Source organism: Lentibacillus sp., from assembly GCF_035301675.1.
Lineage (GTDB): Bacteria > Bacillota > Bacilli > Bacillales > Amphibacillaceae > Lentibacillus.
On the sequence record NZ_DATGTT010000052.1, the window covers coordinates 20,209 to 35,546 of the forward strand.

Genomic DNA, 15,338 nt, shown 5'->3' on the forward strand with positions numbered 1-15,338 from the left:
CTTTATGAAAAAACCTTATTATAAAATTAGCATCGCATCGCCAAAGCTGAAAAAGCGGTACCGTTGCTTGACAGCCTCCTGATAGGCATGCATGATGCTGTCTCTTCCTGCGAATGCACTGACCATCATGATTAATGTCGATTTAGGCAGATGAAAATTAGTGATTAGGCCATCAATCGCCTGAAATTCATATGGCGGGTAAATAAAAATATTTGTCCAGCCGCTTGATCCGGCAAATTTTCCATCATTGTCACGCACTATCGTCTCCAATGTCCTTGTCGAGGTTGTACCGACTGTAATTATGCGCCCACCGTGTTTTTTGACTTTTGTAAGTGCATCTGCAGTTTCTTTTGACATCTGATAAAACTCCGCATGCATTTCGTGTTCTTTAATGTTATCTGCGCTGACTGGTCTGAATGTTCCCAGGCCGACATGCAGCGTGATAAATTCAATACTTACCCCCATATCCCGAATCTCATCAAGCAGTTCATTCGTAAAATGCAAACCGGCAGTTGGGGCGGCAGCTGATCCCTCCTCCTTCGCATACACTGTCTGATACCGTTCTTTCTCAGGTAATTGTTTTTTGATATAAGGCGGCAGCGGCATTTCCCCCAGTTCATCAAGTATTTCATAAAAAATACCCTCATACTCCAACTGAAGTATGCGGCCGCCGTGCTCCTTAAGACCAACGCACGTTGCATGGAGTTTCCTGTCACCAAAAACGATAACTGTTCCAATTTTGATCTTCTTGGCCGGTTTTACAAGGACTTCCCAAGTATCCTTTTCCTGCTGATGAAGGAGCAACACTTCAACTTTTGCCCCTGTATCCTGTTTGATGCCGTAAAGCCTAGCCGGCAGAACCCGTGTATCATTCAGCACAAGACAATCGCCTTTTTTCAGGTAGTTTTTGATATCTGTGAATTGTTTATGCTCCACTTCTTTTGTTTCACGCTGCAATACCAGCAAACGAGACGCGGTGCGATCTTTCAAAGGTGTTTGTGCAATTAGCTCTTCCGGCAGATTAAAATCAAAATCCTCTATATTCATCGTGCTCTCCTAACTCTACTAGCGAAATTTTCCTATAATAAAAAAGATAAGTGTCAAAACAATACTTACGACAATTGATGTCATGAACGGGAAATGGAAAGTAAAATTATCACGTTTAATGGTGATATCTCCCGGCAATTTTCCGATAAACGACCAGACGATACCAATCACAACAAAGATAATGCCGAGGATAATAAACATTTTACCCATATTCATTCATTATCTTTCTTTATCCCAAAATGCTGGTAAGCCTTAGGTGTTACAACACGCCCCCGCGGTGTTCGCTGAATAAAACCGATCTGGAGTAAATACGGCTCAAACACATCTTCAATCGTCTGCGGTTCTTCTCCGATTGTTGCTGCTATTGTATCCAACCCGACCGGACCGCCCTGAAAACCATCAATAACGGCATTCAGCAGTTTATGGTCTGTATGATCCAGTCCAGCATTATCAACTTGCAGCATCTCCAGTGCTTTATCTGTTGTCTGCAGACTGATCTCTTTCTCACCTTTCACTTGCGAAATATCACGGATTCGTTTCAGCAGCCTGTTGGCAATCCGGGGCGTCCCCCTTGAACGGCTGGCAACCTCCAAGGCTGCTTCATGAGTAATGGAGGTCTCAAAAATATCCGAGGTCCGCTCAACGATATCACACAATTCGTCCGGACCATAAAATTCCAGTCTGCTCAGGACCCCAAAACGGTCACGCAATGGAGCTGATAACAACCCTGCCCTCGTAGTCGCACCTACCAGCGTAAATGGCGGCAAATCAATCTGAACAGACCGTGCACTTGGACCGCTTCCAATTACAATATCAATAAAAAAATCTTCCATTGCCGGATACAAAATTTCTTCAACAGATCGCGGCAACCGGTGCACCTCATCGATAAACAGAACATCCCCCGGTTCAAGAGACGAGAGAATCGCCGCCAGGTCACCGGAACGTTCTATCGCCGGTCCCGATGTTGAGCGGAACTGAACTCCCATCTCATTGGCAATAATTGATGCCAGAGTCGTTTTACCCAAACCGGGCGGACCATATAATAGGACATGGTCGAGGGCTTCGTCCCGCATTTTAGCGGCCTGAATAAAAACACTTAAATTATCTTTTGCTTGCTGCTGACCGATATACTGTTTCAGATTTGTGGGGCGGAGACTGAGTTCAACAGTGGAATCTTCATGCTGTAATTCACCTGTGACCATCCGCTCATCCATCATCATCCCACCTTATTAGTTTCTCATTAGCAATGCCAGCGCTTTACGCACGATTGCGTCTGTATCATTGCTGTCTTCTTTTTGGAGCTCGGGGGTAATTGTCCTAATCTCCCGTTCGGTGTAGCCAAGTGATTTTAATGCTTCCTGGGCTTCCCGCACCCCTTTTGAATTTTCGCGGGATGGCGTATTCTCAGCGGATTGAGCTGGTATTGACACGATAGCTGACAATTTTCCTTTTAAGTCAAGAATAATCTGTCTGGCAGTCTTTTTGCCTATACCCGGGAAGCTGGTCAGAAATTTATCGTCTTCTCGCTCAATCGCTTCAATAAATCCTTGAGTATCAACACTTGCCAGAATAGCTAGTGCACCCTTTGGACCGATACCGGATACGGAAATCAGTTTTGTAAACAGCAATTTCTCATCCTGGTCCCGAAAACCATACAAAATCTGTGTGTCTTCACGGACGTAATGATACGTGTTAATTGTTAATTCATTATGTAACGAGGCCTGAAATGCAAATGGATTGGCACAGAAAACCTCATACCCAACTCCCTGTACATCAACAATTACAGCATCTTCATGTATATTGACCAATGTTCCTTTTATATAAGCAATCATGTAACTTTCTCCTTTTTAATCCTCTCCCCATTTTAACATATGTATCCATTATTGGCAGAAAGAAAACTTCCATTCTCCATACGAAGAAGAATAGAAGTCTTTTGATTAGTCTGAGGTCTCCATATTGTGATAGATATCCTGCGTATCCTCGCTGTCCTCCAGCATATCTATCAGATTCAGCATTTTTTGTTCATCGTCTTCAGAAGGGGCATTGTAAGTTTGCGGGAAAAAAGATACATCTGCTTCGGCAAGTTCATAATTCGTTTCGCGCAAATAATCACGGACATTTTGAAAATTCTCCGGATCGGTATAAATTTCGTAGACGTCATTTTCTCCCACAATATCATCTGCGCCGGCCTCAATAGCTTCCATGCTAATCTCATCTTCATCGATGGCACCATCTTCATCTTCAATGAGAATGTAGCCTTTACGGTCAAACATAAATGTTACACTGCCATTCTCGCCAAGATTGCCGTCATTTTTCTTGAAAGCATGTCTGATTTCTGAAGCAGTACGGTTTTTATTATCTGTCAGCACGCTGACAATAACAGCGATACCGCCAGGGCCATAACCTTCATAGGTGATTTCTTCATAATGGGCACCATCAAGATCACCGGTTGCCTTTTTGATGGCACGATCAATATTGTCGTTCGGCATATTGTCCGCTTTCGCCTTATCAACCGCTGTCCTTAGTGCCGCATTCATATCCACATCACCCCCGCCTTCCTTCGCGGCAGTATAAATGTTTTTGGCATGGCGCATAAATATTTTGCCCTTCTTGGCATCTTGGGCATTCTTTCTTCGTTGTATATTATGCCATTTAGAATGACCAGCCATTGGACATTCTCCTCTCTCCTCAAAATTTCCTTTTTAACTATATCAAAAAAGAAGAAATCAATAAAGCGAAACTTCATTCAATGGGGCGTTTTTTCCCATTGAATGTTAGTTGAGCAGAATCAGACATTTCCAGACAGCTGGTGTGATTGTATTGATGCAGTTTAAAAATCTTCCCGGTCACGATTAAAGAATTCACGCAAGAACTCTCGCATATCTCCGTTCAGCTGATCTAGCTGCGCATCTTTGTTCCGCATCCGGTCCCAATATATATCATCTGTATAAACGTAAATTTCTTTAGTTGGGACCATCTCCTGCACTTCCTGTTCAACACGTTCACGCATGTCCGGCGGTGCCTGGTCAGTCAGCATAACACCAACAACCACTCTTTCTTCAGACACAGCAACCTGTGCTTGCCGGACATCCTTGCGTTCCTTTAAATGCTTGGAAATGGACATGGACATCTCATTCGTAAACAAGTCACTTTGTGCATTTTCATCCCCATCGTTCAGCTCTTTTTGTTCACTCTGCAAGTAACCGCCCTGTTCATCAATTCCCTGTTCCTCTCTTTCAAGCCGTTCATCCTGCTCTTGTTCTGTTTCATAATTAATCGGCTGTGAATTCATATTTTCCTGAGAGCCTTCTTCTCCTGTTTCATATTGTGCACACCCGAATAGTAAAATTGAAAGGACTGGTAAAATCAGCCATTTTATAATATGCATAACAAAACCTCCCTTATCTTTAGGTTGGATAAGCGAGGTTTTTTTAAACAGTTAAATAAAGGAATTATTTATCTGTATGATGAAATTGCTTTACCGGTTCCCGTTTGTGGGAAGTTCGCCGGTGCATGCGTTCAATGATCTTCCTATCCTTGGCAGGGATTTCTTTTCCCTCCAGATAGGCATCAATTTTATCATAGGTCGTTCCAATTTCTGCTTCGTCAGTTTGTCCTTCCCAAAGTCCGGCACTTGGTTTTTTAGTTAAGATATCATCTCTGATACCGAGATACTCCCCGATTTCCCTTACTTCTTGTTTGGTGAACTCCACCAATGGAAGGATATCCACACCGCCATCACCATATTTTGTGAAGTACCCGATATGCCACTCTGCCGCATTATCTGTTCCGACAACCAGATAATTATAATGCGCTGCAATCGTATAAAGGGTGCTCATGCGCAGGCGGGCCCTGAGATTTGCACCGGCAAGCTGGTCATTGTCCTGTTTGAATGAGTTTTTCTCCTTTAGCTGATCGCTTATTGACGAATACATGATTTGATGTGTTTCAGTCAAATCAACCGTCATTTCATTGATTCCCGAGCTTTCGGTCACTTTTTTCGCATGGTCCATATCCTCCGGGTTACTGTTAATCGGCAGCATCACACCAAGCGAATCATCAGGGAAAGCCCGCTGAATAAGGTAAGCGGCAACTGCTGAATCCAGTCCGCCGCTGACACCGACCATTAATCCGCTGACGCCTGCTTCATGCACACTTTCACGGAGCCATTGTACAATATCATTTACTCTTTCTTCCATAATTACCACCTTATTGTCATTCGGAATTCCTGTAGCCAGTTTAGCACGGTTTGAACGATTTTAAAAAAGATTGATATTTATTTGTTCCCAGTGGATAAATATTAATGTCTCATTATTACTCTTTTCCATTAAAAAGAAGAGAGACGATCCAAACTCATCTCGTCTCCTTGATTTAAATCATTCATTTGCTGAATCATCTTCATCTTCGCGGAACCATTGGTCGAAACCAGGCGGCTTCGGCATTGGGGCATGGCTGCCTGAGAAATGCGGCAGGGTTTTCGGCGGCATTTGCGGATTATGATAGCCATGTTGCATCTCCATCGGTTTTGGCGGGAATTTCGGACTGTATGATCCGTATTCGTTCATATCGTAGTTTGGTGCTGGACTCGCCGACATATTCATATTTGACGAAGATTTATCCGGACCCATCATTTCGCCATAGTGCGGAGGCTGCGGCATTTGCCCCTGCTGGTGGTACATAGGATGCATTTGCATCGGTGGCTGCATCGGCTGCGGCATCGGGTGATGATACATTGGCATCTGCATTGGCTGGTGATGCATAGGCATTTGCATTGGTTTTGGTCCGCCACAGCCGCAATCTTTATGTCCACCGGAATAAGGACTCACGTGCGGTACTGGAGGCGGCGGGCAGGGCTCGTGATGATAAAACGCCAAATCTGGCTTAGGAAGTGAGTGACAATATATTTCTTTTTTCTTTTCAGCTAATTCTTCCTCGGGTTGTTTGTAGGCCGGTATTTGCGGAAGGTTGATGGTGGTGTAATAATTCATTTCCTGTTCCATAGCCGGTATCTTCGGCTGCATCGGCATCTTCGGCTTAATATCTTTCGGCTGTTTAACATCATCCTCTTTTGTAACCGGCATCGGTTTTGGTGATGTGTCTTTATATGGTTTTTCAGCAGCGGGCTTCTGTGTTTCTTTTTGAGCTTCCTTCTTATGCTCACCTTCTTTTTTGACTGGCTTTGATGAAGCAGGTATTTTGATTTTCATGCCAGGCATAATCATATCCGGGCTTGAAAGCTGCGGATTCAGCTGTTTCACCTGTTCAAAATCAGCGCCGTACTGTTTTGCTATTTCCCATAATGTATCGCCTTTTTGTACAATGTGAATCTTCAAATTTAAACAGACTCCTTTCAATCCAGATTCCAAACTGGGCAAATCACTCATTATCACCTTATGCAAACAAATGGTAAATGTTGAACTAAAAATAAAAAAAGCCGCCTGTACCCGATCAGGAACAGACGGCTTAGATTATAAATCGATTTGATAAACGGGATATGTACCAAGGATTGTCACATTGCAGCCAAGAGCTTCCAGTTCAGCTTTGACCCCGGGAAATAAAACATTGTCATAAGGCTGGTTGACATCAACAATGAAAAAATAATTGCCTAAACCTGTTTTCATCGGTCTCGACTCAATTTTGGACAGGTTCATCCTGCGCCAGGCAAATGCTGCGAGCACTTGATACAATGCACCGGCGTAGTCACTTGGAAGTGTAATCAGCAGACTTGTCTTTTCTGCTTCGGCTTCGTGTTTGACCTTGACAATCTCTTTGTCTTTTGCCAGCACTGCAAACCTCGTATGGTTATTCGGATAATCGTGAATATTTTCCCGGTATATGTCCAGACCATATTCGCTTGCTGCCAGTCTATTGCCTACAGCAGCAGCATTGCCTTCACTCCCGCTAACGACTTCTGCCGCTTTCCCGGTAGATGATGTAAAATTCAGTTTTGCATCCGGCATATGCATGTGCAGAAATTGATGGCACTGGGCAATGGCATGACTGTGTGAGTAAACATCCGGAACTCCGGATAATTTACCAGTAAACCCGGGTTTAACAAGCAAATGCTGCTGAATCGGAACAACTATCTCGGCCACTACAGGCAATCTGACCTGGTGAACCAGGTAATCAACTGTTATTTGCACCGTACCCTCAATGGCATTTTCCAGCGGCACAACTCCGATATCAATATCCTCATTTTGAACTGCATCAATGCATTCCGGAATCGTTGTAAAACTCTGTTTGTTTTCACCATTAAACGCGGTATCAACCGCAAGCTTTGTAAAAGTGCCACGCGGACCCAAGTAACCTATTCTCACCATTCGAACTTCCCCCTATCTTCAGCATCATGAAAATCAACAATAGTCACTCTATAAATTCAAATTCAAAATCATTTAATCTGATAATATCACCGTCGCTCGCACCACGCCTGCGCAATGCATCATCTACACCCATTCCGCGCAGCTGCCGTGCAAACCGCTGTACTGATTCGTCTTTCGTAAAATCTGTCATTTTGAACAGTTTTTCAACCTTTGCTCCCGACAACACATAGGTGCCGTCCGAATCCTTGGTAATTGTAAACGGTGTTTCTTCTTTTTGGTAGCGATAAACCACTTTCTCATCTGTTTCATCAATTTCCTGTGTATGTCTTGGTGTCTTATCAAGCACATCTGCTACAGCAAAAACGAGTTCCCGTGCCCCTTCTTTTGTGAGTGCTGAAATCGAATAAACCGGGTACTCGTCATCCAATTTGCTCTTAAATTCACGCAGGTTTTCTTCCGCACCCGGCATGTCCATTTTATTTGCTGCAATAATTTGCGGCCGCTCCATCAGTTTCGCATCATATTCCTTTAGCTCACGGTTGATTTTCACAAAATCATCATAAGGATTTCTGGCTTCAATCCCTGCCATATCAATGACATGAAGCAAAACGCGTGTCCGTTCAACATGACGCAAAAACTGATAACCCAGCCCGATTCCTTCATGCGCTCCTTCGATTAAACCGGGAAGATCTGCAATAACAAAACTGCGCTGATCATCGGTATCAACAACACCAAGATTAGGCGTCAGCGTTGTAAAATGATATTCGGCTGTTTTTGGCTTGGCAGCACTTACCACTGACAGCAGAGTCGACTTTCCTGCACTTGGAAAGCCAATTAAGCCAACATCCGCAAGCAATTTCAACTCAACCTTTATATTGCGCTCCTGACCCGGCTCCCCATTTTCAGACAGTTCAGGCGCTGGATTTCTTGCTGATGCAAAACGAGAGTTGCCACGTCCGCCGCGACCGCCATTGGCAATGACAGCTTCCTGGCCATGTTCTGTTAAATCAGCAATCACTTCCCCGGTATCTTCATCGCTCACGGTTGTGCCTGGCGGGACATCAACGACCAATGACACTGCATTTTTGCCATGTTTATTTTTGCTCATACCGTTCTCGCCGCGTTTTGCTTTATAATGACGATTGTAGTGAAAATCCATGAGGGTGTTAAGCCCTTCATCAACCTTAAAGATCACGTCACCGCCATTGCCGCCATCACCGCCGGCGGGACCACCTTTTGGAACATAGATTTCCCGTCTGTAAGCAGCAATGCCATCTCCGCCGTCTCCGGCCTTGACATATACCTTAACCTGATCAATAAACATCTTCTATCCACCTCATTTTATGGAATCCGAACCGTACATTTGATTTCATCATCCAGATGCTGGATTGTCACATCCCAATCTATATTTTCTATCGTTTGCATAAAAGCCTGTACATCGGGAACTTTGCCGCTGACGGCAAATTCCAATTCAAGCATATCCCGACCAACATCATAAAGTTGTATATTCAATTCATATAATTGCATTTCATCAGATGACTTCACTATTCTTTCCATAATTTTTTCACAGCAATCTGTAAGCAATTCATCCACTGACTGCAAATTTTTAGCTGCAGTTCGTATATGATATATTACCCGAAAGTTCGTATGTAAAAATTTAAATTGCAATATATAGAGCGCAAACATCGGAGCATTTAAATTGACCAGTTTTCCTTCTTCATGCAACTCTCCCATATAATCCTTTAATTTATTTTGCACTTTGTCTGTTTTCCCCATGCTAAGATATCCCTGGACAATCTGCAAATGGTTCATCAAGTCGTGCCGATAATGACGGAGCATCTGGATGACATCTGAATCTCTCATGTTTTCCCCCCTCAATAAGTAAGAAAAGTATAGCAAAGATCGACGCATTATACCAAAAAAACCCCAGTCAAAAACTGACTGGAGTTTGTATTGTTTGTTCAGCAAGCTTATGCTTCTTTAGCTGCCGGGTAAACACTGACTTTTTTACGGTCGCGGCCAACACGTTCATATTTTACAACACCGTCAATTTTGGAGAACAATGTATCATCTCCGCCACGACCTACGTTCATGCCCGGATAGACCTTTGTACCGCGCTGGCGGTAAATGATGCTTCCGCCATTGACGAATTGACCATCGGCACGCTTGGCGCCAAGTCGTTTCGATTCAGAATCACGGCCATTCTTTGTACTTCCGGCACCTTTTTTCTGAGCAAAAAATTGCAAATTCAAACGCAGCATTTTACGGCACCTCCTTATCATTCCTGAATAGTTATAAATTCGCTGTATTCCTGTTCAATTGTTTTCAGGGAGACTAGCATACCTTCTAATAACAGCTGGACCTTTTCCATTGTAACATCCGATATGCCGTAGGGAATAGTCACCCGAAGGTAGCCGCCTTCATCCCCCTGCTCAATCTCAGGTTCCGCATCACTTAATGCCATTACTGCATTGACAGTTCCAAACGAAACAGCTGAAACACCCGCACACACTAAGTCATATCCATAAGGACCACTTGAAGCATGACCGGTCAGTTCGAACTGTTCAATTTGACTGTTTTGTCTATTTATAATGACATTAATCATAGTTTAAACCTTTATGCATTGATTTTATCAATTACCAATTTGGTATAAGGCTGACGATGGCCCTGCTTGCGATGATAATTTTTCTTAGGCTTGTATTTGAAAACATCAATCTTCTTCTGACGACCATGTTTTTCAACTTTCGCCGTGACAGAAGCACCATCAACATATGGAGCACCGACTTTCACATCATCTCCATTGACGAACAAGACTTTATCAAATGTAACAGATTCATCTGCATCAGCTGCTACTTTTTCAACATAAACTTCTTGTCCTTCAGTAACTTTAATCTGTTTACCGCCTGTTTCAATAATTGCGTACATGTCTGCACCTCCTTGAATAACTAAGACTCGCCATACAGGCACTCCCTCAGTTGTTGTTCAAAAAGTCCGATAAAAATGTCTTTGTCAGCTTGCTTTTCCATTGCTCATGTATTATAAAGCATACATTCCGCTACTCAAAGCTTCGCTTCCTTGAACTTCCCGGTCCTTTTTATTTTAATGGAGTTTAATAACCTGCTCTGAGCGGTTGTAGCACTGGTGCTACGATAAATAACGTATAAATATTATCACGAGACAAAATCAGTTGTCAAGCATACGAAAATCATTATGATACGTGGCTGATGATTTCACCGATTGATTTGCGGTAATTTTGTTCATGAAAATAACTGTGGAGGCATTCCATCTCATCCATCTGCCGGCGGACATCACCCGGCAGCGTAACATATATTTTATGTATTCTGTCCCTATGAAAACAGTTGAATACGTCCATTAATCTGTCGCGGGGTGACACTTCGATTGGCTGAACACGCCTGAAATGGTTTTCCGCGTGATAACGCTGCAACAAAAATCGTATAAACACAAAATAGCGCTGCTTCCAATCCCTTTTGTTTTCCATGACTAAGAAGGCGAACAAAAGAAAAGCACTGAGTGTAAAAGGCATCACTAACACAGCGACGGCTGCTAAGATCACATTCAAAATTAACGAAAACATGACAGCAGAATTGTATGCTTTCCGATAGGGAAGTTTTTCGGAAAGCGTCAATAACACCAATTTACCTCCGTCCAGCGGCCATATTGGCAGCAAGTTAAACAACAGGATTACTGTATTATAAAAATACGCTGTTTCAATAATATGGGCTGGCAACAGTTCAATTCCGGACAGCATAAACAAGAACAGATAAACGAACCCATGCTGAAGCGGACCTGCCAGCGCAACACATACTTCTTCATGAAATGGCCTTGTCCCGTGCTCATCTGTATCCATAACACCGCCAAACACCCATAGCATTACACCGCGAATCCGCCAGCCAAACCATTTCGCTGCAAAAAAGTGCCCCAGTTCATGAATCAGTACAATTGTCAGAATTACTATCAGTTCAAAAAATGTACCAGTTAAAAATGAGATGATGATGAATATTAATAGAATTGGGTGGATGTGAATTGCCGGTAAGAGATTACTCCGCATCATCAACTTCAATCACCTGTACAGGGTCCACATACGAATTATTTTTTTCAATAGCAAAGTAGACATTTTTGTTGTCTCTTCCAGGACTGAATATGCCAAGTTGTTGACCGCGATTAATAAACTGGTACATATGTACATCAATCGAACTTAAATTTCCATACACGGTTTCACTGTTATCAGGATGCTGAACAATAACTGTTTTCCCCGTTTCATGATTGTTGCCGGCAAACGTAACCACGCCCCCCTGCATAGCTGAAACAGCTGTTTCTTGTTCAGGCGCCAGTTTTATCCCTGTTCCATTCGCCTGAAAAGTTTCGGAAACAGACCCGCTGACAGGAAATGCCAAAGCCTCTCCTTCGTCGGCGGACGGTGATGATGATAAAGCCATCGGGGCACCGAATGTTTCTTGATACCACTGATTGACACTGGCAAAAGGAAATTCTTCTGTCAGCGTATTTACTGTCCACTCTTTAGGTGCTGAAAGTAATTCTGAATCCGTTTGAAATAAAAGAGCAGTTGAGAGAAAAAGCATTGCCGACAAAACCCCTTTAATGGCAAATCCGGTGATTCGCCCATTACTGGATTTTGATGCTCGCCCATCATCAGTGAATATAGGGAAATAGCCGTGTTTTTCTTCTTCTTGCGGAAAGGATGATGGCATAATTTGTGTCGTGTTTTTTTCACCAGCAGTACCACGCATTTTTTTTCGCTGATTAATCGATTTCCTTACTTTTTTTACCCCTTTATTCATTCGCTTCACAACCCTTGTCTAGCTTTTGTACAAGTATATGAATTAAGGGAGGAAGTTATGATATAACAGTATGGGGCATTTTTCCAAGACTGTTAACAAGCAATTGACATACACTTCGCTTTTCGCGGGCTACCACCGAAATATGTAATACAAAAAAACACATGCAACAAGCTTTAATTGCTGCTGCATGTGTTTGAATAGTCAGGATCGTATTCCGAAAAACTGCTTCACCTTTTGAAACATTCCTTTTTCTTCTTCCAATGATTGAAGCGGAACAGTTTCGCCCAGTATCCGCCGTGCGATGTTCCTGTACGCGACTGAAGCTTTGGAACTTCCTTGGAGTGCTACAGGTTCACCATTGTTGGATGCTTTGATCACTTCATCATCATCAATTACAATTCCAAGCAGGTCGACAGAGAGTATTTGAATGATATCATCTATATCCAGCATATCACCATTTTTCATCATATGGTTCCGGATGCGGTTGATAACCATTTTTGGCGGTTCAATATTCTCGTTTTCCAGCAAACCGACAATGCGGTCAGCATCCCTGACGCTGGACTTTTCCGGAGTTGTGATGACAATTGCTTTATCAGCACCGGCAACCGCATTTTGAAATCCTTGCTCTATGCCTGCCGGGCAATCAATAATAATATAATCATAGGTTTGTTTCAATTCCTGAAGAATTTTTTTCATCCCGTCCATTGTTACGGATGATTTATCACTCGTCTGTGCTGCGGGTAAAAGTGCCAGATCCTCAAATCGTTTATCTTTGATCAGAGCCTGTCCAAGTTTACAGCGTTCCTCAATCACATCCACAATATCATAAATGATCCGATTCTCCAGACCCATAATGACATCAAGATTACGCAAGCCAATATCCGTATCAATCAGGCAAACTTTTTTCTCCATAAGCGCCAAGGCTGTACCAATGTTTGCAGTTGTGGTCGATTTACCTACTCCGCCTTTACCGGACGTAATGACTATTGCTTCACCCATTCAGTATTCTCCTTTCAAACCCGCTTATATCTTTTCGTTTATGTGAAAGAACCTGGAGACGATCTATGATTATTTTATCCTGTTTTTCATCAATGAGGCCGCATTCCATATAAACACCTTCCGTTTCGTAGTCAGGCGCTCGGCTGATATAATCTGCTATTCTGAGCTGGCTCGGTTTCATGTAGGAGGCGGCGATGACAGCTTTCCGGTCTCCGTGTGCTCCGGCATGGGCAACACCCAGCAGATTTCCCATGATAAACACATTTCCTGTCGCTATAACTTTACCGCCGGGATTTACATCTCCGATTAACAACAGATCGCCGGCATTTTCCAATACCTGTCCAGAGCGTACAACTCTATTAATCACCTTCATGTCGCTGTCTTCTTTCCATCTAATAGCTTCATCCCGATGGATAACATTGGAATCGAAAAGCTCAATGGAAAAGCGCTTTTTGTCGCCAATCAACTCCCGCAGCTGCTGTTTTTGCTGATCATTAATATACCGGTTTCCCAGTTTTACAGTCACCGGTACGACCGGATCATCCTTTTTCGGGTTATATTCTGAAAGCTTATCAGCAAGCTCGTCCATTACCCCATCAAATGATTCACGATCATCAATGAATAATGTCAGTCCGTCTTTAGTACCTTTAATTGTAATTGTTTGGTTCTCTTCACGCACCTTGTATTCACCTCAATAATTCTGCCTGACATCAAACACGTTTAAAATTTCGTACTGCCTGATAACTGTTCCTCTTTCCATTTGACAAGCCGTTTTACGAAAAATGGATATAAAACGAGCAGAAATAAAATGTTAGCAATGATGGTTGGTGTCAGCCTTTCAATTAAATAATCCTTCCAGACGAAATCAGCTATCCCTGTAATGGAAAAAACAAAATTGACAAAAACCTCTACAACTATTAGTCCTGCCGTACCAAGCAATATCGTCACAAAAAAATTGGCGTGTAATGTTTTAGTCAGCCCGTGTACAACATAGACACCAAGTGCATAGCTGAACATGTATACACCTAAAATTCCGGTATAGACAACATCTGTCAAAAGTCCAAATAAAAATCCGTAAAAAACAGAAAAATATGTGTTTTCCCGGTCATAAAATATCGCAACCAGAATAAGAAATATGAAAACCCAGTGGGATACGAAATCCAGATCACCTTTTAGAAGCGGCGTCGGCAATATATCCAGTGCGACACCTTCCATAATCAGCAGAAGAAAAAGTATCAGCGGAATCAGCAATCGTCTCATTACGACCCATCCTCCCCGTTTTCTTCTGACTCATTATCATCCGGCTGCGGCCGCTCTGCTACAATTACATTATTGATATCATACATATCGACCAATGGCTCAACAAAGGCAGTGCGGGTCAGCCCATACTGATCCGGCTTAACTTCTTTGACCTCTCCGATTTTCAGGCCCGCAGGAAAAACACCGCCCATACCGGAAGATAAGACCAATTCCCCTTCTTTCAAGTCTTTGTCCGATTCCTCAATGATTCTGAACAGCAAGTGGTCTGATTCTTTGTCATATCCCTCAATCATTCCGAAAACATCATCGCCTTTATCCCTGGAGATTTTAGCGGATATCCGGTTGAACTTATCAAATCCGGTCAGCAATTTCACCGATGATGTGAATTTTGACGGTGTCTCTACTTTTCCGACCATACCTTTAGCTGTAATGACGGCCATATTCTCTTCGACACCATCCTGAGTCCCTTTGTTAATGGTTACCTGTTCAATCCACCGCTCGGTTGAACGGGAGATAACAGTTGCCTGAATCGGATTATACTCATGGATTGATTCGGTTTTATCCAATGTATTCCGCAGCTCGGCATTGTCCTCTTTCAATTCCTGTACTTCATACTGAAGACTTTTAAATTCCGCTATTTTATTACGCAATATCTTATTTTCCTCGTAAGTATCCGTGATATCATCAATGTTTTTAAAAATACCTGTAACGTAATCAACCGGTGTGTGTATTAAATTTTGTACCCATCCAACTGTATCTTTAATGAATTGTTCGGCGGTTGTCTCTTCATCCCTGTCCTGTAATGAATAGCCGATCAGTGCCACAAGAATAATAAAACCAATTAAAAGGATAAATAGTCTTTTTTTTTGTAAGAGCCTCATGTGAACACCTG

General features: G+C 42.8%; 20 protein-coding genes and 1 other annotated feature. All 20 genes read right to left on the reverse strand.

Annotation, left to right across the window (positions count from 1 at the left end):
- Positions 1-18 precede the first annotated feature (18 nt).
- Positions 19-1,047, reverse strand: coding sequence for a tRNA preQ1(34) S-adenosylmethionine ribosyltransferase-isomerase QueA (gene queA / locus VK097_RS09100; RefSeq protein ID WP_324211489.1), 1,029 nt, complete (start codon positions 1,045-1,047; stop codon positions 19-21).
- 18 nt (positions 1,048-1,065) lie between these two features.
- On the reverse strand, positions 1,066-1,257 hold the full coding sequence (locus VK097_RS09105; protein WP_324211602.1) for a DUF2905 domain-containing protein: 192 nt from the start codon (positions 1,255-1,257) through the stop codon (positions 1,066-1,068).
- Positions 1,258-1,259: 2 nt separating this feature from the next.
- Complete coding sequence (ruvB, locus tag VK097_RS09110) at positions 1,260-2,261, reverse strand: Holliday junction branch migration DNA helicase RuvB (protein ID WP_324211490.1); 1,002 nt, start codon at positions 2,259-2,261, stop codon at positions 1,260-1,262.
- Between the two features lie 15 nt (positions 2,262-2,276).
- Entirely contained in the window at positions 2,277-2,879 is a 603-nt protein-coding gene (ruvA, locus tag VK097_RS09115) for a Holliday junction branch migration protein RuvA (RefSeq protein ID WP_324211491.1), read from the reverse strand.
- A gap of 105 nt (positions 2,880-2,984) precedes the next feature.
- Positions 2,985-3,716: a YebC/PmpR family DNA-binding transcriptional regulator gene (locus VK097_RS09120; RefSeq protein WP_324211492.1), complete on the reverse strand. Its 732-nt coding sequence runs from the start codon at positions 3,714-3,716 to the stop codon at positions 2,985-2,987.
- A gap of 161 nt (positions 3,717-3,877) precedes the next feature.
- Positions 3,878-4,435, reverse strand: coding sequence for a YhcN/YlaJ family sporulation lipoprotein (locus tag VK097_RS09125; RefSeq protein WP_324211493.1), 558 nt, complete (start codon positions 4,433-4,435; stop codon positions 3,878-3,880).
- Between the two features lie 64 nt (positions 4,436-4,499).
- Entirely contained in the window at positions 4,500-5,246 is a 747-nt protein-coding gene (nadE, locus tag VK097_RS09130) for an NAD(+) synthase (protein WP_324211494.1), read from the reverse strand.
- 177 nt (positions 5,247-5,423) lie between these two features.
- The gene (gene safA, locus VK097_RS09135; protein ID WP_324211495.1) at positions 5,424-6,380 is read right to left on the reverse strand and encodes a SafA/ExsA family spore coat assembly protein; all 957 of its coding nucleotides are present in this window, start codon (positions 6,378-6,380) and stop codon (positions 5,424-5,426) included.
- A 135-nt stretch (positions 6,381-6,515) separates the two neighbouring features.
- Positions 6,516-7,367, reverse strand: coding sequence for a prephenate dehydratase (gene pheA / locus VK097_RS09140; protein ID WP_324211496.1), 852 nt, complete (start codon positions 7,365-7,367; stop codon positions 6,516-6,518).
- 43 nt (positions 7,368-7,410) lie between these two features.
- Entirely contained in the window at positions 7,411-8,691 is a 1,281-nt protein-coding gene (gene obgE / locus VK097_RS09145; protein ID WP_324211497.1) for a GTPase ObgE, read from the reverse strand.
- A gap of 17 nt (positions 8,692-8,708) precedes the next feature.
- Positions 8,709-9,230, reverse strand: a complete 522-nt coding sequence (locus VK097_RS09150; RefSeq protein ID WP_324211498.1) for a Spo0B domain-containing protein — start codon at positions 9,228-9,230, stop codon at positions 8,709-8,711.
- Between the two features lie 107 nt (positions 9,231-9,337).
- Complete coding sequence (gene rpmA, locus VK097_RS09155) at positions 9,338-9,628, reverse strand: 50S ribosomal protein L27 (protein WP_324211499.1); 291 nt, start codon at positions 9,626-9,628, stop codon at positions 9,338-9,340.
- A gap of 17 nt (positions 9,629-9,645) precedes the next feature.
- On the reverse strand, positions 9,646-9,972 hold the full coding sequence (locus tag VK097_RS09160; RefSeq protein WP_324211500.1) for a ribosomal-processing cysteine protease Prp: 327 nt from the start codon (positions 9,970-9,972) through the stop codon (positions 9,646-9,648).
- Positions 9,973-9,983: 11 nt separating this feature from the next.
- Entirely contained in the window at positions 9,984-10,292 is a 309-nt protein-coding gene (gene rplU / locus VK097_RS09165) for a 50S ribosomal protein L21 (protein ID WP_324211501.1), read from the reverse strand.
- A 13-nt stretch (positions 10,293-10,305) separates the two neighbouring features.
- Positions 10,306-10,509, reverse strand: a sequence feature (ribosomal protein L21 leader region).
- Between the two features lie 66 nt (positions 10,510-10,575).
- Positions 10,576-11,439 carry a site-2 protease family protein gene (locus VK097_RS09170; RefSeq protein ID WP_324211502.1) on the reverse strand — a complete coding sequence of 288 codons (864 nt, stop codon included), beginning with the start codon at positions 11,437-11,439 and terminating at the stop codon, positions 10,576-10,578.
- On the reverse strand, positions 11,426-12,187 hold the full coding sequence (locus VK097_RS09175; RefSeq protein ID WP_324211503.1) for a M23 family metallopeptidase: 762 nt from the start codon (positions 12,185-12,187) through the stop codon (positions 11,426-11,428). The genes VK097_RS09170 and VK097_RS09175 overlap by 14 nt, the downstream gene beginning before the upstream one ends.
- Before the next feature lie 201 nt (positions 12,188-12,388).
- Positions 12,389-13,186 carry a septum site-determining protein MinD gene (gene minD, locus VK097_RS09180; protein ID WP_324211504.1) on the reverse strand — a complete coding sequence of 266 codons (798 nt, stop codon included), beginning with the start codon at positions 13,184-13,186 and terminating at the stop codon, positions 12,389-12,391.
- The gene (minC, locus tag VK097_RS09185; RefSeq protein ID WP_324211505.1) at positions 13,179-13,865 is read right to left on the reverse strand and encodes a septum site-determining protein MinC; all 687 of its coding nucleotides are present in this window, start codon (positions 13,863-13,865) and stop codon (positions 13,179-13,181) included. Before minC ends, minD begins: the two co-directional genes overlap by 8 nt.
- Before the next feature lie 41 nt (positions 13,866-13,906).
- Entirely contained in the window at positions 13,907-14,446 is a 540-nt protein-coding gene (mreD, locus tag VK097_RS09190) for a rod shape-determining protein MreD (RefSeq protein WP_324211506.1), read from the reverse strand.
- Positions 14,446-15,327: a rod shape-determining protein MreC gene (gene mreC, locus VK097_RS09195; RefSeq protein ID WP_324211507.1), complete on the reverse strand. Its 882-nt coding sequence runs from the start codon at positions 15,325-15,327 to the stop codon at positions 14,446-14,448. Before mreC ends, mreD begins: the two co-directional genes overlap by 1 nt.
- Positions 15,328-15,338 lie beyond the last annotated feature (11 nt).

Excerpts from the sequence above, each read along its gene's own strand:
- rplU (WP_324211501.1), bottom strand. The coding sequence starts at position 10,292 with ATGTACGCAATTATTGAAACAGGCGGTAAACAGATTAAAGTTACTGAA.
- rpmA (WP_324211499.1), bottom strand. The coding sequence starts at position 9,628 with ATGCTGCGTTTGAATTTGCAATTTTTTGCTCAGAAAAAAGGTGCCGGA.
- ruvB (WP_324211490.1), bottom strand. The coding sequence starts at position 2,261 with ATGGATGAGCGGATGGTCACAGGTGAATTACAGCATGAAGATTCCACT.
- minD (WP_324211504.1), bottom strand. The coding sequence starts at position 13,186 with ATGGGTGAAGCAATAGTCATTACGTCCGGTAAAGGCGGAGTAGGTAAA.
- mreD (WP_324211506.1), bottom strand. The coding sequence starts at position 14,446 with ATGAGACGATTGCTGATTCCGCTGATACTTTTTCTTCTGCTGATTATG.
- VK097_RS09175 (WP_324211503.1), bottom strand. The coding sequence starts at position 12,187 with ATGAATAAAGGGGTAAAAAAAGTAAGGAAATCGATTAATCAGCGAAAA.
- nadE (WP_324211494.1), bottom strand. The coding sequence starts at position 5,246 with ATGGAAGAAAGAGTAAATGATATTGTACAATGGCTCCGTGAAAGTGTG.
- VK097_RS09120 (WP_324211492.1), bottom strand. The coding sequence starts at position 3,716 with ATGGCTGGTCATTCTAAATGGCATAATATACAACGAAGAAAGAATGCC.
- VK097_RS09150 (WP_324211498.1), bottom strand. The coding sequence starts at position 9,230 with ATGAGAGATTCAGATGTCATCCAGATGCTCCGTCATTATCGGCACGAC.
- obgE (WP_324211497.1), bottom strand. The coding sequence starts at position 8,691 with ATGTTTATTGATCAGGTTAAGGTATATGTCAAGGCCGGAGACGGCGGA.
- queA (WP_324211489.1), bottom strand. The coding sequence starts at position 1,047 with ATGAATATAGAGGATTTTGATTTTAATCTGCCGGAAGAGCTAATTGCA.
- mreC (WP_324211507.1), bottom strand. The coding sequence starts at position 15,327 with ATGAGGCTCTTACAAAAAAAAAGACTATTTATCCTTTTAATTGGTTTT.
- VK097_RS09105 (WP_324211602.1), bottom strand. The coding sequence starts at position 1,257 with ATGGGTAAAATGTTTATTATCCTCGGCATTATCTTTGTTGTGATTGGT.
- VK097_RS09160 (WP_324211500.1), bottom strand. The coding sequence starts at position 9,972 with ATGATTAATGTCATTATAAATAGACAAAACAGTCAAATTGAACAGTTC.
- VK097_RS09170 (WP_324211502.1), bottom strand. The coding sequence starts at position 11,439 with ATGATGCGGAGTAATCTCTTACCGGCAATTCACATCCACCCAATTCTA.
- pheA (WP_324211496.1), bottom strand. The coding sequence starts at position 7,367 with ATGGTGAGAATAGGTTACTTGGGTCCGCGTGGCACTTTTACAAAGCTT.
- VK097_RS09125 (WP_324211493.1), bottom strand. The coding sequence starts at position 4,435 with ATGCATATTATAAAATGGCTGATTTTACCAGTCCTTTCAATTTTACTA.
- ruvA (WP_324211491.1), bottom strand. The coding sequence starts at position 2,879 with ATGATTGCTTATATAAAAGGAACATTGGTCAATATACATGAAGATGCT.